Here is a 24632-nt window from a genome sequence, read left to right on the forward strand (position 1 = left end):
CTACAGGGCGGCTTCGAAGAGCGAGAGCACTTCGGCCGGGGAATCGGTGAGGGTGAGGGTGAGGACGGGGCGGCCGTGCGCGGCCAGGACCGCGGCGTCGCCGGCGGCCTGCGCGGCGATGAGCTGGCCGAAGGTGAACGGGCGGCCGGGGATCTGCACATCGACCTCGGTGCGCTCGGTGATCTGCAGGAACACGCCGGTGGCGGGTCCGCCCTTGTGGAACTGCCCGGTCGAGTGCAGGAAGCGCGGGCCCCAGCCGAACGTGGTGGGGCGGCCGGAATCGGCCGCGACCATCTCGCGCAGACCGGCCAGCTCGCCCAGCTGCTGCCGGTCGACATAGGCCTGCACGCTGACGTAGCCGTTCGGACCCAGCCGCGCCCACAGTGCGTCCAGCACGCCGGCGAGGGTGCCCGATCTGGTCAGTTCGGCCTCGCTCGCGCGCACCTCGACGCCGGTCGCTGTGAACGCCGCCGGCACCGGCTCGGGACGCGATTGCAGCAGCGCGCGGGTGGCGGCCTTGGCGCCTTCCACATCCGGCTGGTCGAACGGGTCGATGCCGAGGATGCGGCCGGCGATCGCGGTGGCGTACTCCCACGCCACGAACTGGGCGCCCAGCGACCCGCTGACCAGGATCTCGCCCTCGTGCCGGCCGAACAGATGGAACTGCGCCGCCTCATCGACCAGGCGCAGCACCTGCAGGTCAGCGGGGCGGGCATCCAGCTCAGGCGAGACCGGCAGGAGGACGACGGGCAGGATGCCCGTGCCGTCCTTGCCGCTCGATTCGGCCAGCAGCTGCTCGATCCAGTCCGGCAGTCCCACGATGTGGGTGCCGTCCGCGATCAGGCCCAGCTTGTCGCGCACCGGCGCGCCGCCGGCGATCGCGGCGGCCAGGGTCAGCGCCGGGTTCTGCGGGCCGTCGATGGCGACTTCCAGCAGCGTGGCATCCGCTTCATCGAGCAGTTCGGTCAGGTCCGCACCCGCGAGTCCTGCCGGCACCAGCCCGAACGCGGTCAGCGCCGAGTAGCGGCCGCCCACGGCGGGATCGGCCTCGAACACGCGGTAGCCGGCGACGGCGGCCGACTCGGCCAGCGGCGAACCGGGGTCGGTGACCACGACGATGCGCTGGGCCGGGTCGATGCCCAGGTCGCGGAACGACGTCTCGAACACGCGGCGGAGCGCGTCGGTCTCGACCGTGGATCCGGACTTGGATGAGACGACCAGCACGGTCTGCGCCAGGTCGCCGTCCTCGTCGCCATCCAGTGCGGCCAGCACCTCGCCGGGTGCCGTGGTGTCCACGATCACGAGCGGGACGCCGGCGGTGCGGGCGATCACCTCCGGCGCCAGCGACGAGCCGCCCATGCCCGCGAGCACGATGCGGGTCAGGCCGGCGGCGACGAACTCCTCGCGCAGCGCGACGATCTCATCCACCAGCGGCCGCGAGACGGACACGGCTTGCACCCAGCCCAGACGGCGCGACGCCTCGTCCTGGGCGGCGGGACCCCACAGCGTGGCGTCCTGGGCGGTGATGCCCGAGGCCACGAGGTCCGCGACCAGGCCCGGGACGATCGCCTCGGCGATGTCCCGGACCGCACCGCTGACGCGGACCTCGAAGCTCACTTGTCAGCGCCCGCCGCGGCGGACAGCGCCTCGGTCACGGTGTCGGCCAGCTGGTGCCAGGAGGCGACGAACTTGCTGACGCCCTCCTCCTCGAGCAGCTGCGTCACGTCGGCGAAGTCGATGCCCACGTCGGCGAGCGAGTCGAGGACCGCGTGCGCGTCGGCGTAGTTGCCGGTCACCGTGTCGCCGGTGATCACACCGTGGTCGGCGACGGCATCCAGCGTCTTCTCCGGCATCGTGTTGACCACGCCCGGGGCGACCAGCTCGGTCACGTACAGCGTGTCGGGCAGCGACGGGTCCTTGACGCCGGTGGAGGCCCACAGCGGGCGCTGCAGGTGCGCGCCGGCGGCCAGCAGCGCCTTCGCGCGGTCGGTCGCGAAGCTGGTCTCGAACAGCTCGTAGGCCAGCCGCGCGTTCGCGATGCCGGCCTTGGACTTCAGTGCGGTGGCGGCGTCGGTGCCCAGGGCGGCGATGCGCTTGTCGACCTCGGTGTCCACGCGGGAGACGAAGAACGACGCGACCGAGAAGATCTCCGACAGGTCCAGGCCCGCGGCCCGCGCCTGCTCAAGGCCGGCCAGGTACGCCTCGACCACCTCGGCGTAGCGGTCCAGCGAGAAGATCAGGGTGACATTGACCGAGATGCCGGCGGCGATGGACGCCGTGATCGACGGCAGGCTGGCGCGGGTCGCCGGGATCTTGATGTAGGCGTTGCGGCGATCGACCGTCTTCCACAGCAGCGCGGCCTGCGCCGTCGTGGCTGCCGTGTCGTCGGACAGATCGGGGGACACCTCGATCGAGACGCGCCCGTCGACGTGGCCGGTGGACTCGTAGACGCCGTTCATGATGTCGCACGCGTCGCGGACATCCGTCGTGGTGATCTCGAAGATCGCCTGGTCGGCGTCCGCGCCGCGGCCGGCCAGCTCGGCCACCTGGTCCTGGTAGCCCTCGCCGTGGCTGATCGCGCCGGCGAAGATGGTCGGGTTGGTGGTGATGCCGGTGACGTTGTGGTTCGCGATCAGGTCGGCGAGATTGCCGGTCGTGATGCGGCGACGGGACAGGTCGTCCAGCCAGATGCTCACGCCCTGGTCGGTCAGCTGCTGGGTGGGATTGCTCATGCGTTCTCCTTCAGAGTCTGTCGCGCCGCCTCGGCGACGGCGTCGGCGGTGATGCCGAACTTCTCGAACAGCGTCTTGTAATCGGCCGAGGCGCCGAAGTGCTCGATCGAGACCGAGCGGCCGCGGTCGCCGACGATGCCGTGCCACGACAGCGCCACGCCCGCCTCGACCGACACGCGCGCGGTCAGGGCCTTGGGGAGCACGTGCTCCCGGTAGGCGGCATCCTGCTCGGCGAACCATTCCAGCGACGGCGCCGAGACGACGCGGGCGGCCACCCCCTCGGCCTTCAGCTGCTCGCGGGCGGCCAGTGCGAGCTGCACCTCGGAGCCGGTCGCGATCAGGATCACATCGGGCGTGCCGTCCTCGGCCTCGGCGAGGATGTACGCGCCCTTGGTGGTGTACTCGGCCGAGGCGAGCGTGTCGCCGGATGCCTCGCCGTCGCCGCGCGCGAACGTCGGCAGGTTCTGCCGGGTCAGCGCCAGCCCTGCGGGTCCGGCGTGCCGGCGCAGCAGCTCGGCCCAGGCGTGTGCGGTCTCGTTGGCGTCGGCGGGGCGCACGACGGTGAGGTTCGGGATGGCGCGCAGTGCCGCCAGCTGCTCGATCGGCTGGTGCGTGGGGCCGTCCTCGCCCAGCGCCACCGAGTCGTGCGTCCACACGAAGATCGACGGGATGTTCATCAGCGCGGCCAGTCGCACGGCCGGGCGCATGTAGTCCGAGAAGATCAGGAACGTGCCGCCGAAGGCGCGCGTCGGCCCGTGCAGCACGATGCCGTTGACGATGGCGGCCATCGCGTGCTCACGGATGCCGAAGTGCAGCACCCGCCCGTACGGGCTCGCGGTCCACTCGTGGGTCGACCAGCCGCCGGGGTTGAACGACGGGGCGCTCTTGATCGTGGTCAGGTTCGACTCGGCGAGATCGGCCGAGCCGCCCCACAGCTCCGGCAGCACCTCGGCCAGGGCGTTGATGACCTGACCGGATGCGGAACGGGTGGAGACGTCCTTGCCGGCGGCGAACTCCGGGATCGCCGCGTCGAAGCCGACCGGCAGCTCCTGGGCTTCAAGCCGGTCCAGCAGCGCCTTGCGGTCCGAGTGGGCGGCCGCCCAGGCGTCGAACGACACCTGCCATTCGCGGTGCGCGGCGGCGCCTCGCTCGCCCAGCTCGCGGGTGTGTGCGATGACGTCGTCGGCCACGACGAAGGACTTGTCCGGGTCGAAGCCGAGCACGCGCTTGGTGGCGGCCAGCTCGTCGGCGCCCAGTGCCGCACCGTGGATCTTGCCGGAGTTCTGCTTGCCGGGGGAGGGCCAGCCGATGATCGTCTTCAGAACGATGATCGAGGGGCGGTCGGTCTCGCCCTGCGCCGCCGTGATCGCGTCGTTCAGCTCGGCGACATCCTCGACGTACTGGCCGGTGCGCTTGAAGTCGACGGTCTGCACGTGCCAGCCGTATGCGGCATAGCGGGCCGCGACATCCTCGGTGAACGCCACGTTCGTGTCGTCCTCGATCGAGATCTGGTTGTCGTCGTAGATGACCACGAGGTTGCCCAGCTTCTGGTGCCCGGCCAGCGACGAGGCCTCGCTGGTGATGCCCTCCTGCAGGTCGCCGTCCGACGCGATCACGTATACGAAGTGGTCGAACGGCGAGGTGCCGGCGGGGGCGTCGGGGTCGAGCAGGCCGCGCTCGTACCGGGCCGCATAGGCGAAGCCGACCGCCGAGGACAGTCCCTGGCCGAGCGGGCCGGTGGTGATCTCGACGCCCTTGGTGTGGCCGTATTCCGGGTGTCCCGGGGTCAGCGAGCCCCACGTGCGCAGTTGCTCGAGGTCGGTCAGCTCCAGGCCGAAGCCGCCCAGGTACAGCTGGATGTACTGCGTGAGCGAAGAGTGCCCGCACGACAGGATGAACCGGTCGCGGCCGATCCAGTGGGTGTCGGCCGGGTCATGGCGCATCACCCGCTGGTAGAGCAGGTACGCCGCCGGTGCGAGGCTCATCGCGGTGCCGGGGTGGCCGTTGCCGACCTTCTCCACAGCATCCGCCGCGAGGACACGTACCGTGTCCACCGCCCGCCGATCGATGTCTTCCCAACGCAGATCCGACACAGGGCCGCCTTTCGTGAGTACGGGGAGCCCTGGCGGCCGCGTCGCCGCGGCAATGGCGCAGGGCGCGCGTGTAGTTCTCAGCATAGCGATACGGGGTGCGCAGGATGCGGTCGGTGACACGCTCCCGGGACGGATCCCGGGAGCATTCGTGCCGTAGACTTGGGGAGTTCCCAGGTCGGGTCCAGAGGGGGCGATAGTCATCACCACGACGTCTCGTGCCGCGGTGGCGCACCTCGGTCAGCCGTACTCCGCGGCGTACCTGGGTCGCAAGGTCCGCGCGTACTTCCAACTGACGAAGCCGCGCGTCATGGAGCTGCTGCTGGTCAGCACTGTTCCCGTCATGTTCCTGGCCGCGCAGGGCGTGCCGAACCTGTGGCTGGTGGCGGCCACCGTCATCGGCGGCGCCATGTCGGCCGGGTCGGCGGCGTCGTTCAACATGTACATCGATCGCGACATCGACGTGCACATGCACCGCACCGAGAACCGGCCGCTGGTGACCGGCGCGGCATCGCCGCGGGGCGCATTGATCTTCTCGTGGGTGCTGGCCATCGTCTCGACGGCATGGCTGTGGGCCTTCACGAACCTGCTGAGCGCGGCGCTGTCGGCGTTCGCGATCTTCTTCTACGTCGTCATCTACACGCTGATCCTGAAGCGCCGCACCGAGCAGAACATCGTGTGGGGCGGCATCGCCGGCTGCTTCCCGGTGCTGATCGGCTGGACCGCCGTGACCGGATCGGTCGCGTGGCCGCCGATGGTGCTGTTCGCGGTCATCTTCCTGTGGACGCCGCCGCACTACTGGCCGCTGTCGATGAAGTACAAGGGTGACTACTCCGACGTGGATGTGCCGATGCTGGGGGCGACCCGCAACGGCGCCCAGGTCGGCATCCAGGTCATCCTGTACGCCTGGGCGACCGTGGTCTGCTCGCTGCTGCTGATCCCGGTCGGGCACATGGGCCTGGTCTACAGCGTCGCGGCCGTCGTGTTCGGCGGATGGTTCATCTACGAGGGGCATGTCCTCTACAGCCGCTCGGTGCGCGGCCTGCTGGTGCGCCCGATGCGCGTGTTCAGCGCGTCGATCACGTACCTGACGCTGCTGTTCCTGGCCGTCGCGATCGACCCGCTGCTGCCGTTCTGACGCGCGCCCGCCGACTCTATTCGACCTTCGCCGCCACGGGCGCGGCGGAACCCGCTGCCGCGGCGGCCGGGGGGACCGGCGCGCTCACGCGCATCACGAGGACCGTCATCGCGGCGGCGGCCATGCCGGCCAGCATCATGTGCACGCCCACGGCCAGCGCCGGCAGTCCGTCGCGTGCCTGGTAGATGCCGACGGGGATCTGCACCACGAGCACCGCGAGCAGCACGATGCCCCACCGCAGCGTGGCCAGCCGCGCCGCGGACGCCCACGCCACGACCGCCAGGGTCAGGGCGAGCAGCGCGTACCCCGGTGCGGAGTGCACGTGCGCCATGATGTCGGGGTTGAGCAGGTGCCGCACCACCGAGTCGTCGCCGGAGTGCGGGCCCGAGGCCGTCGTGACCACGCCGACGATCAGGGTCAGGACGGTCATCCCGGCTGTCACCCACACGAGGGTGGCGTGCCCGCGCGGCACCACGAGCGCGCGCGGTCCCGGCTCGGTGTAGGCCCGCACCACGAACGCGGCCGTCGTGGCCACGAGGGCGAGGGATGCCAGGAAGTGGAAGCCGACGATCCCGGCGTTCAGCCCGGTCAGCACCGTGATGCCGCCGACGACCGCCTGTGCGAGCACCGCCAGGATCACCACGACCGCGAGCCACCACAGATCGCGGCGGGTCTTGCGCAGCCGCAGCACCAGGATCAGCACGGCCAGGGCGGCCAGCCCCACCACGCCGGTCATCATCCGGTTGCCGAACTCGATGTACGAGTGCAGTCCCATCCCGGCCACCGGAATCAGCGAATCCGGGGCGCACAGCGGCCACTCGCAGCCCAGGCCCGACCCGGTCAGGCGCACCGCGCCGCCGGTGCCGATGATCATCAGCTCGGTGATGAACGAGATCCAGCCCGCGACGCGCACGCGGCGGTCCGCGCCGGTGGGCAGCCAGCTCCAGAAGCGGCGGCCGCGGGCTGCGGGGGTGCGGCTGGACAGGTCCGTAGACATCGGAATGGGGCCTCCGTGGCAATCCGCCGTACCGGCGGGCGAGGCTCCGACCCACCGGGCGGGTGGAACCTATAGAATCGAGGGGTTGGATGCGGCGCGAGCTTTGGTCGCATCCCTGACAGTCTAGGCGTGCCAGACGCGCCAGAGAGCGGGCCCGGAAAGCGGCTTCTTCCCTCCAGCACTCCCGTGGAGGACCGGGAAGCCGGGACGGATGACACCGTTGCGGTCCAAAGAGGAGAGTGTGTGACGTCATGTCCGATGTGCTGATCGAACGTCCGGAACTCGATGGTCTCGGGGTATACGAATTTGGCTGGCATGATGCCGACGCCGCCGGCGCGATCGCGGAACGCGGTCTGAGCGAGTCGGTCGTGCGCGGCATCTCCCACCTCAAGGACGAACCTGAGTGGATGCTGAAGAACCGGCTGAAAGGCCTGACGCTGTTCCAGCGCAAGCCGATGCCGACCTGGGGCGCCGACCTGTCCGAGATCAACTTCGACGAGATCAAGTACTTCGTCCGGTCGACCGAGGGTCAGGCCGAGACCTGGGAAGACCTGCCCGAAGACATCCGCAACACCTACGAGCGCCTGGGCATCCCGGAGGCCGAGCGTCAGCGCCTGGTGGCCGGCGTCACCGCCCAGTACGAGTCCGAGGTCGTCTACCGGCAGATCCGCGACGACCTCACCAGTCAGGGCGTGATCTTCACCGACACCGACACGGGGCTGCGCGAGCACCCGGAGTTCTTCGAGGAGTACTTCGGCACGATCATCCCCGCCGGCGACAACAAGTTCGCGGCGCTGAACACCGCGGTGTGGTCCGGCGGCTCGTTCGTCTACGTGCCGCCCGGCGTGCATGTGGAGATACCGCTGCAGGCCTACTTCCGGATCAACACCGAGAACATGGGCCAGTTCGAGCGGACGCTGATCATCGCCGACGAGGACTCCTACGTGCACTACATCGAGGGCTGCACCGCCCCCGTGTACAAGTCCGATTCGCTGCACTCGGCCGTGGTCGAGATCGTCGTGAAGAAGAACGCCCGCGTGCGCTACACGACGATCCAGAACTGGTCGAGCAACGTCTACAACCTCGTCACCAAGCGAGCCATCGCCCACGAGGGCGCCACGATGGAATGGGTCGACGGCAACATCGGCTCGAAGGTGACGATGAAGTACCCGTCGATCTACCTGGCCGGCGAGCACGCCAAGGGCGAGACGCTGTCGGTGGCCTTCGCCGGCCCCGGACAGCACCAGGACGCCGGTGCGAAGATGGTCCACCTCGCGCCGTACACGCAGTCCTCGATCGTCTCGAAGTCGATCGCCCGCGGCGGTGGCCGCTCCGGCTACCGCGGCGAGGTGCGGGTCGAGCCCAATGCGCACCACTCCGCCAACACGGTGCGCTGCGACGCGCTGCTGGTCGACAAGATGTCGCGGTCGGACACCTACCCGTCCATCGACATCCGCGTCGACGACGTCGAACTCGGCCACGAGGCGACCGTGTCGCGGGTCAGCGCCGAGCAGCTGTTCTACCTGCAGTCCCGTGGCGTACCCGAGGACGAGGCGATGGCCATGATCGTGCGCGGCTTCATCGAGCCGATCGCCCGCGAGCTGCCGATGGAATACGCACTGGAACTGAACAAGCTCATCGAGATGGGCATGGAAGGATCGGTCGGCTAGATGGCGGCCCTATCGACAGCGTCTGCGCAGGCCCCGGCCGCGCAGGCGGAGAACAGCCACGCGCACGTGGACCCCGCGGCGAAGCTGCTGGCCTACCAGACGCCGGTGCAGACCCGGTCCGAGCGACCCCACTCCTACGACCCGGCCTTCTTCGGCACGCCGACCGGCCGTGAGGTCAACTGGAAGCACACGCCGATGAACCGGATCGGCGCGCTGCTGGATGCCGCAGCCGGCGACTCAGGCGCGGTCAGCGTGCAGATCAGCGGCGCCACGGCCGCGCCGCTGGCGATCGGCCAGTCCCCGCGCGGGGACGCGTTCGTTCCCGAAGACCTCCCCGCCGCGATCGCGTGGGTGCAGGCGACCGAGGCCCGGCACATCGTCGTCGACGGCGAGCTGGCCGAGCCGATCCTGGTGACGGTGGACGGCCGCGGCGGCGTGGCGCACGAACACCTTGTGATCGAGGCGCGCCCGAACGCGCACGGCACCGTGCTGCTGCGCCACACCGGCTCGGCCTCGCTCGCCGAGAACGTCGAGATCATCGTCGGCGACGGCGCGCACCTGCAGGTCGTGACCGTCCAGGAATGGCAGCCCGACGCGGTGCACTTGGCCGCGCACCAGGCCACCGTCGCGCGCGACGCCACCCTGCGGCACTTCGTGGTCAGCTTCGGCGGCCGCGTCGTGCGGGTCAACCCCAACGTGCGCTTGTCCGGCAAGGGCTCGCGCGCCGAGATCTACGGCATCAGCTTCTGCGACGCCGATCAGCATCTGGAGAGCCAGGTGTACATCTTCCACGAGGGGCCCGAGACCAGCGCCGACGTGCTGTACAAGAGCGCGCTGCAGGGCAGGTCGGCGCACACCGTATGGATCGGCGACGTGCTGATCGGCCGGGACGCGATCGGCACCGACTCGTACGAGGCCAACCGCAACCTGGTGCTCACCGAGGGCGCCCAGGCCGACTCGATCCCGAACCTCGAGATCGAGACCGGCGAGATCCGCGGTGCCGGCCACGCCAGCGCCACAGGGCGCTTCGACGATGAGCAGCTGTTCTACCTGCAGGCCCGCGGCATCCCCGAGCGCGAAGCGCGCCGGCTGGTCGTGCTGGGCTTCCTCAGCGAGATCGCGCAGCGCATCGGCATCCCCGCCCTGGAGAAGGAGCTGATCGCGGGCATCGAGCGCGAGCTCGCGGCGGGTGCAGCGCTGCAGGACGCGGAGGTGTCCGCGTGAGCGCGACGCGCGTGTGCGCACTGAGCGAACTGGAGCAGGACACCGCACGGCGCGTCGTCATCGGCGACGTGCCCATCGCAGTGGTGCTCGACTCGGCCGGTGAGGTGCACGCCATCGGCGACACCTGCACGCACGGCGCCATCTCCCTGTCCGAAGGGTTCGTCGAGGACGACACGCTGGAATGCTGGGCGCACGGCTCCCGCTTCTCGCTGCGCACCGGTGCGGCCCTGAATCTGCCCGCCTACGAGCCGGTACCCGTCTATGTCGTCCAGATCGAGGGCGACGATGTGCTCATCGATCCGACCGTTACGAAGGAATTCTGAAGATGTCAGTCCTTGAAATCCGCGACCTGCATGTGAGTGTCGAGACGGATGCGGGGTCCACCCCCATCCTCAACGGCGTCACCCTCACCATCCGCACCGGCGAGACCCACGCCATCATGGGGCCCAACGGCTCGGGCAAATCGACCCTGGCGTACACCATCGCCGGGCACCCGAAGTACACCGTCACCGGCGGTGCCATCACCCTCGACGGGGAAGACGTCCTCGCGATGACGGTGGATGCCCGCGCCCGCGCGGGTCTGTTCCTGGCGATGCAGTACCCGGTGGAGATCCCCGGCGTCACCGTGACGAACTTCCTGCGCACAGCCAAGACCGCCATCGACGGCGAGGCACCCGCCGTGCGCACCTGGATGAAGGACGTCAAGCAGGCGATGAAGAACCTGCGGATGGATCCCAAGTTCGCCCAGCGCAACGTGAACGAAGGGTTCTCCGGCGGCGAGAAGAAGCGCCACGAGATCCTGCAGCTCGAGGTGCTCAAGCCCAGCATCGCGATTCTGGATGAGACCGACTCGGGCCTGGACGTGGACGCGCTGAAGATCGTCTCCGAAGGGGTCAACCGAGCCAAGGCCGCCACCAACCTCGGCGTGCTGCTGATCACGCACTACACGCGCATCCTGCGCTACATCCGCCCCGACTTCGTGCACGTGCTCGTCAAGGGCCGCGTCGCCGAAGAAGGCGGCCCGGAACTGGCCGAGCGTCTCGAAGAGGAGGGGTACGACCGCTACCTCGACGGTGAGCCCGAGCCCTCCGTCGAGATCGACGCGTAGACTCGCACCATGACCGCAACTCTGACTCCCGAAAAGTTCGACGAGGTCACCGAGGCGCTCAAGGACGTCATGGACCCCGAACTGGGGATCAACGTCGTAGACCTCGGCCTGATCTACGATCTCGCATGGGATGACGAAAACGATGCTCTCGTCATCCACATGACGCTCACCAGTGCCGGCTGCCCGCTCACCGACGTGATCGAGGAAGAGACCGCACAGGCGCTGGATGAAGTCGTCGAGCGGTTCCGGATCAACTGGGTCTGGATGCCGCCGTGGGGCCCGGAGAAGATCACCGACGACGGGCGCGACATGATGCGCGCGCTCGGCTTCGCCATCTGACCTCAGGTGACGGCGGGCGAGGCGCCGGACCGTCGGGTCGGTAGGCTCGAGGAGTGAGCGCCACCCCGTTGCAAGCCCTGCCGATCGACCAGCTGCGCCAGCGCTCGAGCACGAAGTGGCGCAAATACCCCGCCGACATCCTGCCGCTGTTCGTCGCCGAGACGGACTTTCCGCTCGCCCCTGCCATCAGCCAGCGGCTGGCGCGCGCGGTGGCACTCGGCGACACCGGGTACACCCCGCCGGAGCCGGGCGTGCGCGACGCCTATGCGGCGTTCGCGCAGCGCCGGTTCGGCTGGCGCGTGGACCCCGCCCGCGTGCGCACCACGTGCGACGTGATGATGGGCGTCGTCGAGATCCTGCGCAGCGTGATCGCACCCGGCGACCGGGTGATCGTCACACCGCCGGTGTATCCGCCCTTCTACGACTGCGTGGCCGAGGCCGGCGGAGTCGTCGAGCGGGTGCCGCTGAGCGCGACCGCCGACGGCTGGCAGCTGGACCTGGCCGGCATCGAGGCGGCCTTCGCCGCCGGCGCCCGGGCCCTGCTGCTGTGCAACCCGCACAACCCCACCGGCACCGTGCACACCGCGGCGGCGCTGGCCGCGCTCGCCGAGATCGCGGGGCGGCATGACGCCCGGGTGATCAGCGACGAGATCCACGCGCCGATGACCCACGCCGGGGCGCAGTTCACGCCGTTCCTGGCGGCGTCCGAGACCGCCGCCCAGGTGGGCTTCGCCGTCACCAGCGCGAGCAAGGCGTTCAACCTGGCCGGCCTGAAGTGCGCGCTGATGATCACCGCGTCGGCCGAGACCGCTCGGGTGGTCGATGCGCTGGACGATGAGGTGGAGTGGCGCACCGGCCTGTTCGGCGCGATGGCGGCCGTTGCCGCGTTCGACGCCGCCAGCGATCCATGGCTGAACAGCCTGCTGGCCGCCCTCGACGCGAACCGCCGGCTGCTGGCCGAGCTGCTGGCCGAGCACGTGCCGGGTGCGCGCTACCGGATGCCGGATGCCGGATACCTGGCGTGGGTAGACCTGTCGGCCCTCGGCTGGGGCGACAATCCGGCCGGCAAGATCCTGCGCGAGGCATCCGTCGCACTGAACTTCGGGCCGCACTTCGGCGCGCCCGGCAAGGGGCACGTGCGGATCAATTTCGGCTGCTCGCCGGAGCTGCTGCGCGAGGCCGTGCAGCGCATCGGCGCGCTGATCCCGGCGTGATCGGTGGGCGCCGCGGATGCTAGACCTCGGCCTTGCCGAGCCGCCAGTAGCCCATGAACGCGATCGCGCGCCGGTCCACGCCATGCCCGCCGACCAGGTCGCGCCGCAGCTGTTTGATGGCGCCGGCCTCACCGGCCAGCCACGCATACAGCGGTGCGCTCTTCAGCGCGGCACCGCCCTTGGCCGTGCGCGGCACCTCCCAGAGGGTGTCGGCATCGATGTCGATCTCTTCGACCTGCCCGCCGCGCCCCGCCGGGACCAGGTCGGCGACGACATCGGCCACCGCCGTCACCAGGTGCGCGTGCCGGTCGCCGCTGCGCGCGGCGATCCGATATGCGAAGCCCGGGTGGTGCGGCAGGTAGTCTGCGTCCGCCGCCTGCGGCACCTCGAGCACGACGACGCCGCGCGCCGCCGGCGGCAGCTGCTCGAGGATCACGGCGATCGCCGGTGCGGCGGTCTCGTCGCCGGCCAGCAGGATGTTCTCGGTGTGCGCGGGCGGGACGAAGTCGATGCCGTAGCTGACTCCGGTGTGTGCGGTGGTGGGGGCCAGGATCAGCACCTCGTCGCCGATGGCGGCAGCGGCGATCCATGCCGATGCCGGTCCCCGCACATCGTGCGCGACCATGTCGATGTCGACCTCGCGCACGTCGTGACGGACGGCCCGGGTCGTGTAGGTGCGGAACGGCGGACGTTCGGTCTGGCCCAGCTCGCGCCACCTCGGGTACCAGTCGTCGCCCTGCGGCATCGCCGACAGCCCCGCCGTCGGGGTCGGGAAGACGACCTTCACTCGTTGATCGAACCCGGTATCGCCGTATTCGCCGAGGTCATCGCCGGTGAACATGAATCGCCGCAGGCTCGGCGTGAGGTCGCTGATGGCCCGCACCCGAACAGGGAAGAATCGCATCGTGTCAACGGGCATCTGGGCCTGCAGAGGGGGTCATCCCGGTGGTGCGCACGTGGTGGCGTCCTCGGGGGAGGACGATGGGGGAGCCGGAGACGGGGTCGTCCACGACCAGCGCATCGAGGTCGAAGACGGTGTGGATGAGCTCGCGGGTCATGACCTCGTGCGGCGGCCCGGCAGCCACGATCTTCCCGTCGCGCAGCGCGAACAGGTAATCGGCGTACCGGGCGGCCAGGTTCATGTCATGCAGCACCATCACGATCGTGGTGCCGTGATCGCGGTTCAGATCCGTGAGCAGATCGAGCACCTCGACCTGATTGGCCACATCCAGGAAGGTGGTCGGCTCGTCCAGCAGCAGGATGTCGGTCTGCTGCGCCAGTGCCATCGCGATCCAGACCCGTTGACGCTGCCCTCCGGAGAGTTCGTCGACGCTGCGGTCGGCCAGATCGGCGACGCCGGCCGCCTCCAGCGACCGTGCGACGACCTCGTCGTCATGCGGGCTCCAGCGCCCCAGCAGCTTCTGGTGCGGCTGGCGGCCGCGGCCGACCAGGTCCGCGACGGCGATGCCCTCGGGAGCGACCGGGCCCTGCGGCAGCAGGCCGAGGGTGCGGGCGATCTGCTTCGTCGGCTGGGTGCGCAGGGCATGGCCGTCCAGCAGCACCTGGCCTCGACGCGGGGCGATCAGCCGCGCCAGGGCTCGCAGCAGCGTCGACTTGCCGCATCCGTTCGCGCCGACGATCGCGGTGATCCGTCCGGGCGGCACCTGCAGGTCCAGGTCCGCCACGACGGTGTGCTCCCGATACGCGAGCGTGACGGATGCCGCATGCAGACTATGTGCGCGGGTCATAGGGATCCTCCGGAGCGGTTCATCCTGATCAGCAGGAACACGAGGAAGGGCGCGCCGATCGCCCCGGTGACCACGCCCACCGGGTAGCGGCTGTCGAACGCGAACTGCCCGATCAGGTCGGCGATCAGCACGCTGATGCGGGTGCGCTGCACGCGCACGCCGAGGCCGGCGGCGGAATCATCGCCCAGACGCAGCGTGCTCAGGCCGCCGGCGTGGATCACCAGCACCGGCAGCAGCAGTGCGCAGGTGATGGCCAGTGGTGCGATCGCGGGCCGCGCCGCGCCGTTGAGGCTTCCGGCGAGCCACAAGCAGGGCCCCGATCCGAGGATCGGGGCCCTGCTGCGGGTACTCCCGCTCAGCCGTTCTTGCGTGCATCCAGAGCGTGCACGCCGCGCCAGGCCAGCGGGATCGCGGCGGCGGCGATGGCCGCCTTCACGAAGCCGCCGACGATGAACGGGGTGACCCCCAGCGCGAGGATCTGTGCGGCGCCCAGGTGCATCCCCAGGAAGCCGTTCAGGATCATCGCCAGGTAGGGCACGCCGACCAGGAACGGAACGACGCTCGCGGCGGCGAAGCCGAGGAAGGCCAGCACCGGCCTGCGGTCCCAGGCCCGCTCGGCGAACCAGCCGGCGACGAACGCGGCGGGGATGAACCCGAGGATGAAGCCGAAGCTCGGCATGGCCACGGCGGCGATCGTCCCGACGAAGCCGGCGAACACCGGCAGACCTGCCAGGCCCGCCAGCAGGTAGGTCGTCAGCGCCGCCGCACCGCGCCGCGAGCCGAGGGCCGCTCCGACGACGATGACGCCCAGCGTCTGCCCTGTGATCGGAACCGGCCACATCGGGATCTGCACCTGGGCGAGCACCGCGACCAGCGCGGCGCCGATGACGACGAGGCCGGCATCGACGGCGAAGGCCCGTGCCGGGGCGGCAGGGCGCGAGATGGCATCGGCCAGAACACGACGGCGTCCGGTTGCGGCGATCGAGGACATGAGTCTCCTTCGGCAGTGCGTGCCGGCTCTGCGCGATCCGGCATCCGATCTCCAGCATAGGGGGGCGCCCGGGCCGGTCCGGTGTGCAGACCCCACAACGATCAGCGGCCGGACAGGTCGGGTCCGTATACTGAGGGGCTGGCCGATCCGGCCGTCATCTTTTCCACCCCCTGTGAATGGACGTTTGCTGTGCTTGCCGTGCACGACCTGGAGATCCGCGTGGGAGCGCGCATACTCATGTCCGGAGTCTCGTTCCGCGTCGGCGCCGGCGACAAGATCGGACTGGTCGGGCGCAACGGCGCCGGCAAGACGACGTTGACCAAGGTGCTCGCCGGCGACCTGCTCTCCGCCGACGGGTCGGTGGACCGATCGGGCGAACTCGGCTATCTGCCGCAGGATCCGCGCACCGGCGACCCCGACATGCTCGCCCGCACCCGCATCCTGGACGCCCGCGGGCTCGGCTCCTTGGCGATTGGCATGCGTGAGGCATCCGAGCAGATGGGCGCGACGGACGCGGATGTCGCGGCCCGCGCGATGCGCCGGTACGCGAACCTCACCGAGCGGTTCGAGACGCTCGGCGGCTATTCCGCCGAGGCGGAGGCCGCCTCGATCGCGCACAATCTGTCGCTGCCGGATCGGATCCTCGACCAGCCGCTGCGCACTCTCTCCGGCGGCCAGCGCCGCCGCATCGAACTGGCGCGCATTCTGTTCTCGGACGCCGAGACGATGATCCTGGACGAGCCGACCAACCACCTGGATGCAGACAGCGTGGTGTGGCTGCGCGAGTTCCTGAGGAGCTACCGCGGCGGTCTGATCGTGATCAGCCACGACGTCGAGCTGGTCGGCGAGACGGTCAACCGGGTGTTCTACCTGGACGCGAACCGCCAGGTGATCGACATCTACAACATGAACTGGAAGAACTACCAGCGGCAGCGGGTCGCCGACGAGGAGCGCCGCAAGAAGGAGCGCGCCGGGGCCGAGAAGAAGGCCACCGCCCTCCAGCTGCAGGCCGCCCGCTTCGGTGCGAAGGCGACCAAGGCCGCCGCGGCGCACCAGATGATGGCGCGGGCCGACAAGCTGCTCGCCGGGCTGGACGAGGTGCGCCAGGTCGACCGGGTCGCCAAGCTGCGCTTCCCCAAGCCCGCCGCGTGCGGCAAGACGCCGCTGATGGCGTCCGGGCTGTCGAAGTCGTACGGGTCGCTGGAGATCTTCACCGACGTGGATCTGGCCATCGACCGCGGGTCGAAGGTCGTCGTGCTGGGCCTGAACGGCGCGGGCAAGACGACGCTGCTGCGGATCCTTGCCAGCGTCGATCAGCCCGACACCGGGCAGATCGAGCCCGGCCACGGCCTGCGGATCGGCTACTACGCGCAGGAGCACGAGAACCTCGACGTGAGCCGCAGCGTGCTGGAGAACATGATGTCGGCCGCCCCGGACATCACCGCGACCGAGGCGCGCAAGGTGCTCGGGTCGTTCCTGTTCACCGGCGATGACGTGCTCAAGCCGGCCGGGGTGCTCTCCGGCGGCGAGAAGACCCGGCTGTCGCTGGCCACGCTGGTCGTCTCCAGCGCGAACGTGCTGCTGCTGGACGAGCCCACCAACAATCTCGACCCCGCCTCGCGCGAAGAGATCCTCGGTGCGCTCGCGCACTACGAGGGGGCCGTCGTGCTTGTCTCGCACGACGAAGGCGCCGTGCAGGCGCTGAATCCGGAACGGGTGCTCATCCTCCCCGACGGCGTCGAGGACATCTGGGGACGCGACTACATCGATCTGGTCACGCTGGCCTGATCGCGCCGTGGGGTCGCCCGGTGCGCGTCAGTGCCCGGCGTGGTCCAGCAGCGCGTCCTCGTCGGCGGAATCGCGGTCGCGGCGCAGCTTCTGGTGCGCGCGACGCACGGTCGTCTCGGCCCGCAGCAGCGCCGCGGCTTCGGGATCGGTCTCGGCGAGGGCCGCGATGGCGGCGGCATCGGCCTCGGCCTCGCGATGCGCGCGCCGTTCGGAGCGGATCACATACCAGATGAAGATGAAGCCCATCACGGCGAACAGGATCCACTGGATGCCGTAGGACAGGAACGGTCCAGGGTCGCTCGACGGGGGCTCGAACGCCTGCGGCATGGATGCCGGTGCGGGGCTCTCCGAGATGACCTCACCGTACGCACCAGGGTCCAGGCCGGCACCGGCGGCACCGAGTGTCTGGGCGATCAGGGGCAGGTTCACCGACGGCACCTGGCCGGGCGGTGCGCCGGCACCCGACGAGGGCAGCGGCTCGCCCGGCATCAGCCGGGCGACGACGGTCACCTCGCCGGTGGGCGCGGCCGGAATGTGGTCGGGCGTGGGCTGCCGGTTGCCGGGCAGCTCCCAGCCGCGGTCGACGAGGAAGACACGGCCGTCCTGGAGCTGGAACGGCAGGATGATCTCGTAGGCCGCGGTGCCGCCGTGCACCCGATTGCGCACCAGCAGCTGGTGGTCGGTCAGGTAGCGGCCCGTCATCGTCGCCTGCCGCCACTGGTCGGCGGCGGGCAGTGTGGCACCCGGCGCGAGCAGCTGGTCCAGCGGCACCGGGTCGGCGTCGTAGTTCTGCGAGATCAGCTCGAGCTGGGCACTGCGCTGCTCGTTCTTGGTCAACTGCCAGTTCGACAGGAAGGCGCACGCGATGGCGAACACGATCGCCACGCCGATGTATGCCGTCCAGCGCATCGCCGCCGGGGCAGACTGTCGTCGGCTCACTCGGGCTCCTCGGTCGGGACGGCTGCCGGGGGCGGCAGGAACGGTTCGACGGCCACCGGGAACGCGCGCGAAGCGAGATACTCGCGCAGGAACCCGACATGGTCATCGCATGCCAGCCAGATCTTACGTCGGTCGGCTGAGTGGATGCGGGGATTGCGCCACACCACCTGCATCGTGGCCGGCTCCCGGCAGCCCGCGCGGGAGCAGATCGGCTCCTCGGCCGCGTCCGGCGAGGAGAACGGCAGACTCATTTACCGTCGTCCGGCATTCCCGGACGACTCGATGCGGCCCGCGCGCCGCCGGCTGCGGCGGTGTGCGTCTCAGCGACCCGGATCACCTCGTGTCCGCCCTCGGGGCGCCCCGGGGCGGCAGCGGCGTGCGGCGCCTCGAGGGCGCGCTCGGGCGGCACGACGCCCACGGTGTTGGACTCGCCGCCGGCGTTGGCCAGCACGACGGCGATGTAGGGCAGGAAGATCGCGCCGACGCCGAAGATCCAGGTGTACCAGCCGAAGGGCTGGACGAACACCATGAGCAGGAAGCACAGCACGCGCACGCCCATCATGATCAGATAGCGCGTGGATCGCGAGCTCACGTCGTCGCGCGGCGCGCGCGGCAGCGAAGTGGCGGACTGGTGCTCAGCTGAGGTCTTCACGATGCTTCCAGACTCTTCACGATGCTTCCAGACTACGCCGCGTGCGCCGGGCGGTGGCCGGTAGGCTGGTGCGGGAAAATCCACCCGCGAGCCGCCCCCGAACCGCCGGAGCCAACATGAACCACACCCCCGTCGTCCTGGTCACCGGCGGCAACCGCGGCATCGGCCGCGCCATCGCGGAGCGCTTCGTCGTCGCCGGTTATCCCGTCGCGGTGACGGCCCGCTCGGGGCAGGGGCCGGAAGGCACTGTGACGGTGCGTGCGGACGTCACCGACTCGGCAGCCGTGGATGCCGCATACACCGAGGTCGAGAACGCGCTGGGCCCGGTGGGCATCGTCGTGGCCAACGCGGGCATCACCAAGGACACGCTGCTGCTGCGGATGAGCGACGAGGATTTCGACAGCGTCGTGGACACGAACCTGGGCGGCACCTTCCGCGTCGTCAAACGCGCCGCGAAGGGGATGCTGAAGGCCCGGTGGGGCCGGGTCATCCTGATCTCGTCCGTAGTGGGGCTGTACGGCTCGGGCGGCCAGATCAACTACTCGAGCTCGAAGGCGGGCCTGGTCGGCTTCGCGCGGTCGCTGACCCGCGAGCTCGGCTCCCGCGGCATCACCGCCAACGTCGTGGCCCCCGGGTTCATCGAGACCGAGATGACCGCCGAGCTGCCGGAAGAGAAGAAGGCCGAGTACAAGAAGGCCATTCCCGCGGGTCGCTACGCATCCGCCGACGAGGTCGCCGGCGTGGTCGCGTGGCTGGCCTCGGACGACGCCGCCTACATCTCGGGCGCAGTCATCCCCGTCGACGGGGGACTGGGGATGGGTCACTAGCCATACGCGGCCAGGAAGTCCTCGATCGCGGCGATCGTCGTCAGCGCAGCGACCGCGCTCAGCGCGGCAGCAGCGGGATGACCTGCGCGAGGTCGACGAGGCCGATCACGAGGTCGGCCTGCGCCCGCACGGCGGGCTTGGCATTGAACGCCACCCCGAGGGCCGCCGCCTGCATCATCAGAAGGTCGTTCGCGCCGTCGCCGATCGCGATCGTGCGCTCGGGCGGCACGCCGTGCCGATCGGCCCATTCTCTGAGCGTGGATGCCTTTGCCGCGGCATCCACGATCTCACCGTCGACCCGACCGGTCAGCGCGTCCGCCGCCACCTCGAGACGATTCGCGCGCCACTCGTCCACCCCGAGCTCGCCGGCCACGGCGTCGAGGATCTCGTGGAACCCGCCCGAGACGACCCCGACGATGCCGCCGCGCTCGTGCACGGCCGCGATCAGCTCGCGCACGCCCGGCGTGGGCTCGATCCGCGCCAGGACCCGGGCGAACGCGGCCGTGCGCACACCCTGCAGCTCCAGGACGCGCGCGCGCAGGCTGGCGGCGAAGTCCACCTCGCCGCGCATCGCCGACGCCGTCGCCGCAGCGACGGCGGCGCCGCGCCCGGCCTCGTCGGCGAGTAGCTCGATCACCTCGTTGCGAATCAGTGTGGAATCGGCATCGAGGACGACGAGCAGGCGCGCGGACACCCGTCCACAGTACCGGCGCGCTACTGCGGGACGTGCACGCCCTTGCCGACGATCGTGATGCCCGAATCGGTGACGGTGTAGCCGCGCTCCAGATCGCGTTCGCGGTCGACACCGACGGTCGCGCCGTCGTCGAGCACGACGTTCTTGTCGAGGATCGCGCGGTGCACGCGCGCGCCCTGGCCCACCCGCACATGGTCCAGCAGCACCGCGTCGGTGATCGTCGAGCCGCCGGCGGCCAGGGTCCAGGGGCCCACCACGCTGCGCTCCAGGTGGGTGCCCGACAGCACCGAGCCGAGTGAGACGATCGAGTCGATCGCGTTGCCGATCCGGCCCACCGAGTCGCGCACGAACTTCGCCGGCGGCGCGTTCACGGTCTGCGAATGGATCGGCCAGTCCATGTTGTACAGGTTGAAGATCGGCAGCGTCGAGATCAGATCCATGTGCGCGTCGTAGAACGAGTCGATCGTGCCCACGTCGCGCCAGTAGGACCGGTCGCGATCGGTGGAGCCGGGCACGTGGTTGAGCTTCATGTCATAGACGCCGGCTTCGCCGCGATCGACGAAGTACGGCACGATGTCGCCGCCCATGTCGTGATTGGACGTCGCGACCTCGCCATCGGCGGTCACCGCCTCGATCAGCGCATCGGTGTCGAAGATGTAGTTGCCCATGGATGCGAGCACCTCGTGCGGAGCGTCGGCGAGCCCGGTCGCATTCTGCGGCTTCTCGAGGAACTCGCGGATGCGGCCCTCGCGCTCGAGGTCGACATCGATCACACCGAACTGACCCGCCAGCCCCAGCGGCTGCCGGATGCCGGCGACCGTCGCCCGGGCACCCGAGGAGATGTGCGCCTCGAGCATCTGTCGGAAGTCCATCCGGTAGACGTGGTCGGCGCCGATCACGATGACGATGTCGGGCTGTTCGTCGGTGATCAGGTTCAGGCTCTGCAGAATCGCATCGGCCGAACCCGAGAACCAGCGCTTGCCCAGCCGCTGCTGGGCGGGCACCGACGCCACGTACGAGTTCAGCAGCGCCGACATCCGCCACGTCTGCGAGATGTGCCGGTCCAGGCTGTGCGATTTGTACTGCGTCAGCACGACGACCTGGCGAAGCCCCGAATTGATGAGGTTCGAGATCGCGAAATCGATCAGCCGATACTGGCCGCCGAACGGCACCGCAGGCTTGGCCCGGTCCGCCGTCAGAGGCATCAGTCGTTTGCCCTCGCCGCCCGCGAGGATGATTCCGAATACCTTGGGTGCCGCTGGCATGGCACCACACTATGCCCCACCGCGCGGTTGTACTAGCGTTCGTGACATGCGCGTCGACATCGTCACCAAGGAATACCCGCCGGAGGTCTATGGGGGCGCCGGCGTCCACGTCACCGAGCTCGTGCGTGCGCTGCGCGCGTGTCGCGCCCAGGGTTCGAACGCGCTTGAAGTGCGGGTGCGCGCGTTCGGCGCGCCGCGCGACGAGCCCGGCACGACATCATATCCGGTGCCGGTCGAGCTGGCCGGTGCCAACGGCGCGATCCAGACCATGGGCACCGATCTTCAGATCGCGACCGACGTGGCCGGGGCCGATGTCGTGCACAGTCATACCTGGTACGCGAACTTCGGCGGCCACCTCGCGTCGCTGCTGCACGGCATCCCGCACATCGTGACGGCGCACAGCCTCGAGCCGCTGCGGCCGTGGAAGGCCGAGCAGCTGGGCGGCGGCTATGCCGTATCCGGCTTCATCGAGCGCACCGCCTACGAGGCGGCGGCGGCGATAGTCGCGGTCAGCGACGGCATGCGCTCGGACATCCTGCGCAGCTATCCGGGGCTGGACCCGCACAAGGTGCGCGTGATCTACAACGGCATCGACGTCGACCAGTGGCATCCGGTGCACGACCCCGCGCTGCTGGCGCAGCTGGGGGCGGATGCCGCGCGCCCGACGGTCGCCTTCGTCGGACGGATCACCCGGCAGAAGGGTCTGCCCTACCTGCTGCGGGCGGTGCGGATGCTGCCGGCCGATGTGCAGGTCGTGCTGTGCGCCGGCGCACCCGACACGCCGCAGATCATGAGTGAGGTCACCGACCTCGTGCACGAGCTGCAGCAGGTGCGCAGCGGGATCGTCTGGATCGACCGGCTGCTCAGCCGCCGCGAGCTGTGCACGGTCCTGACCGCCGCCGACGTGTTCGTGTGCCCCTCGATCTATGAGCCGCTGGGCATCGTCAACCTGGAGGCGATGGCGTGCGGCGCCGCCGTGGTGGGCACGGCGACGGGAGGCATCCCCGAGGTCGTCGTCGACGGTGTCACCGGGCGGCTGGTGCCGATCGATCAGGCCACCGACGGCACCGGCACGCCGAACGATCCGGACCAGTACGTGCACGATCTGGCACAGACCATCGCCGAGGTGGTCGGCGACCGCGAGAAGGCCGCTGCGTACGGCCGGGCCGGCCGCGAGCGGGCCGCGCACGATTTCAGCTGGGGGACGATCGCGCAGCAGACGGCGGCGCTGTACGCGGAGGTCGCGGGCTCCGGCCGTTAGGCTGGACGCATGCCCCAGGTGCTCGAGTTCTCCGACGTCTCCGTTCGTCGAAACACCCGGAACATCGTCGATCACGTCGACTGGTCGGTGCACGATGACCAGCGGTGGGTGGTGCTGGGCGCCAACGGCGCCGGCAAGACGACGATCCTGCAGCTGGCCGCGACGCTGCTGCATCCGAGCGCCGGCGCGGTGACGATCCTGGATGAGCGGCTGGGCCGGACGGATGTCTTCGAGCTGCGTCCGCGGATCGGATTCGCCTCAGCGGCCATGGCGCGGCGCCTGCCGGCCGAGGAGACCGTGCTCAACGTCGTGATGACGGCCGCGTACTCGGTGCTGGGCCGCTGGAACGAGGCGTATGAGGACATCGACGAGCGCCGCGCGCTGCGCGTGCTTGCCGAGTGGAAGCTCGACGGCCTCGCCGACCGCACCTTCGGCACGCTGTCCGAGGGCGAGCAGAAGCGCGTGCAGATCGCCCGCGCGGTGATGACCGACCCGGAGCTGCTGCTGCTGGACGAGCCGAGTGCGAGCCTGGACCTGGGGTCCCGCGAGGAGCTGCTGCAGCTGCTGGCCGGCTATGCGCAGGCGCCGACCACCCCGGCGATGGTCATGGTCACGCATCACGTCGAAGAGATCCCGGTCGGATTCACCCACGTGCTGCTGCTGCGCGGCGGCGCGGTCGTGGCCGCAGGACCCCTGCACGAGACGCTGACCGCCGCGGCCCTGAGCGAGACGTTCGACATGCCGATCGCCCTCACCGAGTCGGACGGACGATACGCGGCCCGTGCCGCGTCGCGGGTCGGCGCGCAAGACTGATAGAATCACTCCTTGGTGCATGCGCACCGAAGATTTCGCTTTCGCACCTGCAAGGAAAAGCCATGAAGACTGATATTCACCCCGAATACCGCGCCGTCGTGTTCCGCGACCTCGGCTCGGGCGAGACGTTCCTGACCCGTTCGACCACGAGCAGCGACAAGACCATCGAGCTGGACGGCGTCGAGTACCCCGTCATCGACGTCGAGATCTCGTCGGCATCGCACCCGTTCTACACCGGCAAGCAGCGCATCATGGACTCGGCCGGCCGGGTCGAGAAGTTCAACCAGCGCTTCAAGCACTTCGGCGGCGCGAAGTAGCAACCGCTGTGCGACGGCCCCGCTTCGGCGGGGCCGTTGTCGTTGGCGCCCCCGCCGCGGCGGTCGCTCAGCGGATCGGCCAGCTGCCGTCGAGCTGCTGCGCCGGGTCGATCCGGCCGATCTTCACGAAGTAGGCCGTCAGGCTCTCGGCCTGATCGCGGGCCCAGCCGATCTGCTGGGTGTGCAGTGCGGCGGCCGACGCCGGCAGCCGCGCCGCGAACCGCTCGGCCAGCGCGAGCGCCACGCGGCCGGCGGCGACGGCGTCGGCCGCCGCCTCGTGTGCGTCGGTCAGCGGCACGGCGTAATGCTCGGCGACCGCGGTGAGAGTGCGCTTGCCGCGCCGGTACCGGTCCATCGCCTTGTCCACCACCAGCGGGTCGATCACCGGGGTGGGACGGGCGATCGGCGCGATGCCGTGCCGGCGCGCCTCATTGCCCAGCAGCGAGAAGTCATAGGACGCGTTGTAGGCCACGACCGGGATGCCGGCATCCAGCAGCGCGCGCAGCGCGGCGACCACCTCGCCGATCACTTCCGCCGCCGGACGCCCGTGCGCGCGGGCGAACGCCGTGGTCACGCCGTGCACGGCGGTCGCGGCATCGGGGATCGGCACGTCGGGGTCGGCCAGCCAGCTGTCCGCACGCAGCACGGCGCCGGTCGCGTCCAGCACACCCACGTGCGCCGTCACGATGCGGTCCCAGGCGACGTCCACACCCGTCGTCTCGAGATCGAACACGCCGATCCGGCGCGACCACTCCGGGGTGTCGAACAACTCCAGCTCGTCCATGCCACCCACGGTATGCGATACCTCGGACACGACCGGGCAGG

General features: G+C 69.9%; 26 protein-coding genes. 12 read left to right on the forward strand and 14 right to left on the reverse strand.

Annotated elements, in window-relative coordinates; translation table 11 throughout:
- From ABD705_RS11275 to tkt, 3 genes are read right to left on the reverse strand one after another with little or no spacing between them, the layout of a single operon-like run.
- On the reverse strand, positions 1-1617 hold the full coding sequence (locus ABD705_RS11275) for a glucose-6-phosphate isomerase (RefSeq protein ID WP_344783608.1): 1617 nt from the start codon (positions 1615-1617) through the stop codon (positions 1-3).
- Complete coding sequence (gene tal / locus ABD705_RS11280; protein WP_344783610.1) at positions 1614-2732, reverse strand: transaldolase; 1119 nt, start codon at positions 2730-2732, stop codon at positions 1614-1616. The genes ABD705_RS11275 and tal overlap by 4 nt, the downstream gene beginning before the upstream one ends.
- Positions 2729-4825: a transketolase gene (gene tkt, locus ABD705_RS11285; RefSeq protein ID WP_344783612.1), complete on the reverse strand. Its 2097-nt coding sequence runs from the start codon at positions 4823-4825 to the stop codon at positions 2729-2731. Before tkt ends, tal begins: the two co-directional genes overlap by 4 nt.
- Positions 4826-5048: 223 nt before the next feature.
- Between tkt and ABD705_RS11290 the strand changes: the two genes are divergently transcribed.
- Positions 5049-5960: a heme o synthase gene (locus tag ABD705_RS11290; RefSeq protein ID WP_344783614.1), complete on the forward strand. Its 912-nt coding sequence runs from the start codon at positions 5049-5051 to the stop codon at positions 5958-5960.
- A 16-nt stretch (positions 5961-5976) separates the two neighbouring features.
- Here the strand turns inward: ABD705_RS11290 and ABD705_RS11295 are convergent, their stop codons facing one another.
- Positions 5977-6957, reverse strand: a complete 981-nt coding sequence (locus ABD705_RS11295; RefSeq protein ID WP_344783616.1) for a COX15/CtaA family protein — start codon at positions 6955-6957, stop codon at positions 5977-5979.
- Between the two features lie 251 nt (positions 6958-7208).
- On the opposite strand from ABD705_RS11295, the gene sufB reads away from it, so the two are divergent.
- The 6 genes from sufB to ABD705_RS11325 are packed head-to-tail and all read left to right on the forward strand — an operon-like array spanning position 7209 to position 12512.
- Positions 7209-8627: a Fe-S cluster assembly protein SufB gene (gene sufB / locus ABD705_RS11300; RefSeq protein WP_344783618.1), complete on the forward strand. Its 1419-nt coding sequence runs from the start codon at positions 7209-7211 to the stop codon at positions 8625-8627.
- Positions 8628-9851, forward strand: a complete 1224-nt coding sequence (gene sufD / locus ABD705_RS11305; protein WP_344783620.1) for a Fe-S cluster assembly protein SufD — start codon at positions 8628-8630, stop codon at positions 9849-9851. It begins immediately after the preceding gene.
- Entirely contained in the window at positions 9848-10174 is a 327-nt protein-coding gene (locus ABD705_RS11310) for a non-heme iron oxygenase ferredoxin subunit (RefSeq protein WP_344783622.1), read from the forward strand. Before sufD ends, ABD705_RS11310 begins: the two co-directional genes overlap by 4 nt.
- Before the next feature lie 2 nt (positions 10175-10176).
- Entirely contained in the window at positions 10177-10959 is a 783-nt protein-coding gene (gene sufC / locus ABD705_RS11315) for a Fe-S cluster assembly ATPase SufC (protein ID WP_344783624.1), read from the forward strand.
- Positions 10960-10968: 9 nt separating this feature from the next.
- Positions 10969-11298 carry a metal-sulfur cluster assembly factor gene (locus ABD705_RS11320; protein ID WP_344783626.1) on the forward strand — a complete coding sequence of 110 codons (330 nt, stop codon included), beginning with the start codon at positions 10969-10971 and terminating at the stop codon, positions 11296-11298.
- Between the two features lie 53 nt (positions 11299-11351).
- Complete coding sequence (locus ABD705_RS11325; protein WP_344783628.1) at positions 11352-12512, forward strand: MalY/PatB family protein; 1161 nt, start codon at positions 11352-11354, stop codon at positions 12510-12512.
- A 19-nt stretch (positions 12513-12531) separates the two neighbouring features.
- Here the strand turns inward: ABD705_RS11325 and ABD705_RS11330 are convergent, their stop codons facing one another.
- The 4 genes from ABD705_RS11330 to ABD705_RS11345 are packed head-to-tail and all read right to left on the reverse strand — an operon-like array spanning position 12532 to position 15251.
- Positions 12532-13431, reverse strand: a complete 900-nt coding sequence (locus ABD705_RS11330) for a siderophore-interacting protein (protein ID WP_344783630.1) — start codon at positions 13429-13431, stop codon at positions 12532-12534.
- A complete protein-coding gene (locus ABD705_RS11335; protein ID WP_344783631.1) occupies positions 13421-14260 on the reverse strand; it encodes an ABC transporter ATP-binding protein in 840 nt (279 codons plus the stop codon). Before ABD705_RS11335 ends, ABD705_RS11330 begins: the two co-directional genes overlap by 11 nt.
- Entirely contained in the window at positions 14257-14568 is a 312-nt protein-coding gene (locus tag ABD705_RS11340; protein WP_344783633.1) for an iron chelate uptake ABC transporter family permease subunit, read from the reverse strand. The genes ABD705_RS11335 and ABD705_RS11340 overlap by 4 nt, the downstream gene beginning before the upstream one ends.
- Before the next feature lie 47 nt (positions 14569-14615).
- Positions 14616-15251, reverse strand: a complete 636-nt coding sequence (locus ABD705_RS11345) for a biotin transporter BioY (RefSeq protein ID WP_344783635.1) — start codon at positions 15249-15251, stop codon at positions 14616-14618.
- Positions 15252-15440: 189 nt separating this feature from the next.
- Here ABD705_RS11345 and abc-f point away from each other — a divergent pair, with 189 nt between their 5' ends.
- Entirely contained in the window at positions 15441-17039 is a 1599-nt protein-coding gene (abc-f, locus tag ABD705_RS11350) for a ribosomal protection-like ABC-F family protein (RefSeq protein WP_344783637.1), read from the forward strand.
- A 27-nt stretch (positions 17040-17066) separates the two neighbouring features.
- Here abc-f and ABD705_RS11355 read toward each other — a convergent pair whose 3' ends face one another.
- Genes ABD705_RS11355 through ABD705_RS11365 form a run of 3 tightly spaced genes read right to left on the reverse strand, consistent with a single transcriptional unit; the run spans position 17067 to position 18630 of the window.
- A complete protein-coding gene (locus ABD705_RS11355) occupies positions 17067-17978 on the reverse strand; it encodes an SURF1 family cytochrome oxidase biogenesis protein (protein WP_344783639.1) in 912 nt (303 codons plus the stop codon).
- Entirely contained in the window at positions 17975-18229 is a 255-nt protein-coding gene (locus ABD705_RS11360) for a hypothetical protein (protein WP_344783640.1), read from the reverse strand. The genes ABD705_RS11355 and ABD705_RS11360 overlap by 4 nt, the downstream gene beginning before the upstream one ends.
- Positions 18226-18630, reverse strand: coding sequence for a DUF3099 domain-containing protein (locus ABD705_RS11365; RefSeq protein WP_344783642.1), 405 nt, complete (start codon positions 18628-18630; stop codon positions 18226-18228). Before ABD705_RS11365 ends, ABD705_RS11360 begins: the two co-directional genes overlap by 4 nt.
- Positions 18631-18746: 116 nt before the next feature.
- Here ABD705_RS11365 and fabG point away from each other — a divergent pair, with 116 nt between their 5' ends.
- Entirely contained in the window at positions 18747-19457 is a 711-nt protein-coding gene (gene fabG / locus ABD705_RS11370; RefSeq protein WP_344783644.1) for a 3-oxoacyl-ACP reductase FabG, read from the forward strand.
- A 58-nt stretch (positions 19458-19515) separates the two neighbouring features.
- On the opposite strand, the gene serB is transcribed toward fabG, so the two are convergent.
- Positions 19516-20151 (reverse strand): phosphoserine phosphatase SerB, encoded by a 636-nt coding sequence (gene serB / locus ABD705_RS11375; protein WP_344783646.1) that lies wholly within the window; start codon positions 20149-20151, stop codon positions 19516-19518.
- A 20-nt stretch (positions 20152-20171) separates the two neighbouring features.
- On the reverse strand, positions 20172-21416 hold the full coding sequence (locus ABD705_RS11380) for a glucose-1-phosphate adenylyltransferase (protein WP_344783648.1): 1245 nt from the start codon (positions 21414-21416) through the stop codon (positions 20172-20174).
- A gap of 46 nt (positions 21417-21462) precedes the next feature.
- Here ABD705_RS11380 and glgA point away from each other — a divergent pair, with 46 nt between their 5' ends.
- The 3 genes from glgA to ABD705_RS11395 all read left to right on the forward strand — a co-directional run bounded on the left by glgA (position 21463) and on the right by ABD705_RS11395 (position 23807).
- Positions 21463-22677: a glycogen synthase gene (gene glgA / locus ABD705_RS11385; RefSeq protein WP_344783650.1), complete on the forward strand. Its 1215-nt coding sequence runs from the start codon at positions 21463-21465 to the stop codon at positions 22675-22677.
- A gap of 9 nt (positions 22678-22686) precedes the next feature.
- A complete protein-coding gene (locus ABD705_RS11390) occupies positions 22687-23490 on the forward strand; it encodes an ABC transporter ATP-binding protein (protein ID WP_344783652.1) in 804 nt (267 codons plus the stop codon).
- Between the two features lie 62 nt (positions 23491-23552).
- The gene (locus ABD705_RS11395) at positions 23553-23807 is read left to right on the forward strand and encodes a type B 50S ribosomal protein L31 (RefSeq protein WP_344783654.1); all 255 of its coding nucleotides are present in this window, start codon (positions 23553-23555) and stop codon (positions 23805-23807) included.
- A gap of 67 nt (positions 23808-23874) precedes the next feature.
- Here ABD705_RS11395 and ABD705_RS11400 read toward each other — a convergent pair whose 3' ends face one another.
- Positions 23875-24591: an exonuclease domain-containing protein gene (locus tag ABD705_RS11400; protein WP_344783656.1), complete on the reverse strand. Its 717-nt coding sequence runs from the start codon at positions 24589-24591 to the stop codon at positions 23875-23877.
- Positions 24592-24632 lie beyond the last annotated feature (41 nt).

The sequence above is a fragment of the Microbacterium kribbense genome (assembly GCF_039537285.1).
Lineage (GTDB): Bacteria > Actinomycetota > Actinomycetes > Actinomycetales > Microbacteriaceae > Microbacterium > Microbacterium kribbense.

What these genes read in the sequence shown, in the direction of transcription:
- tal (WP_344783610.1), bottom strand. Translation starts at nt 2,732, where the DNA reads ATGAGCAATCCCACCCAGCAGCTGACCGACCAGGGCGTGAGCATCTGG.
- ABD705_RS11295 (WP_344783616.1), bottom strand. Translation starts at nt 6,957, where the DNA reads ATGTCTACGGACCTGTCCAGCCGCACCCCCGCAGCCCGCGGCCGCCGC.
- sufB (WP_344783618.1), top strand. Translation starts at nt 7,209, where the DNA reads ATGTCCGATGTGCTGATCGAACGTCCGGAACTCGATGGTCTCGGGGTA.
- sufD (WP_344783620.1), top strand. Translation starts at nt 8,628, where the DNA reads ATGGCGGCCCTATCGACAGCGTCTGCGCAGGCCCCGGCCGCGCAGGCG.
- sufC (WP_344783624.1), top strand. Translation starts at nt 10,177, where the DNA reads ATGTCAGTCCTTGAAATCCGCGACCTGCATGTGAGTGTCGAGACGGAT.
- ABD705_RS11320 (WP_344783626.1), top strand. Translation starts at nt 10,969, where the DNA reads ATGACCGCAACTCTGACTCCCGAAAAGTTCGACGAGGTCACCGAGGCG.
- ABD705_RS11330 (WP_344783630.1), bottom strand. Translation starts at nt 13,431, where the DNA reads ATGCCCGTTGACACGATGCGATTCTTCCCTGTTCGGGTGCGGGCCATC.
- ABD705_RS11335 (WP_344783631.1), bottom strand. Translation starts at nt 14,260, where the DNA reads ATGACCCGCGCACATAGTCTGCATGCGGCATCCGTCACGCTCGCGTAT.
- ABD705_RS11345 (WP_344783635.1), bottom strand. Translation starts at nt 15,251, where the DNA reads ATGTCCTCGATCGCCGCAACCGGACGCCGTCGTGTTCTGGCCGATGCC.
- ABD705_RS11360 (WP_344783640.1), bottom strand. Translation starts at nt 18,229, where the DNA reads ATGAGTCTGCCGTTCTCCTCGCCGGACGCGGCCGAGGAGCCGATCTGC.
- fabG (WP_344783644.1), top strand. Translation starts at nt 18,747, where the DNA reads ATGAACCACACCCCCGTCGTCCTGGTCACCGGCGGCAACCGCGGCATC.
- ABD705_RS11380 (WP_344783648.1), bottom strand. Translation starts at nt 21,416, where the DNA reads ATGCCAGCGGCACCCAAGGTATTCGGAATCATCCTCGCGGGCGGCGAG.
- glgA (WP_344783650.1), top strand. Translation starts at nt 21,463, where the DNA reads ATGCGCGTCGACATCGTCACCAAGGAATACCCGCCGGAGGTCTATGGG.
- ABD705_RS11390 (WP_344783652.1), top strand. Translation starts at nt 22,687, where the DNA reads ATGCCCCAGGTGCTCGAGTTCTCCGACGTCTCCGTTCGTCGAAACACC.
- ABD705_RS11395 (WP_344783654.1), top strand. Translation starts at nt 23,553, where the DNA reads ATGAAGACTGATATTCACCCCGAATACCGCGCCGTCGTGTTCCGCGAC.
- ABD705_RS11400 (WP_344783656.1), bottom strand. Translation starts at nt 24,591, where the DNA reads ATGGACGAGCTGGAGTTGTTCGACACCCCGGAGTGGTCGCGCCGGATC.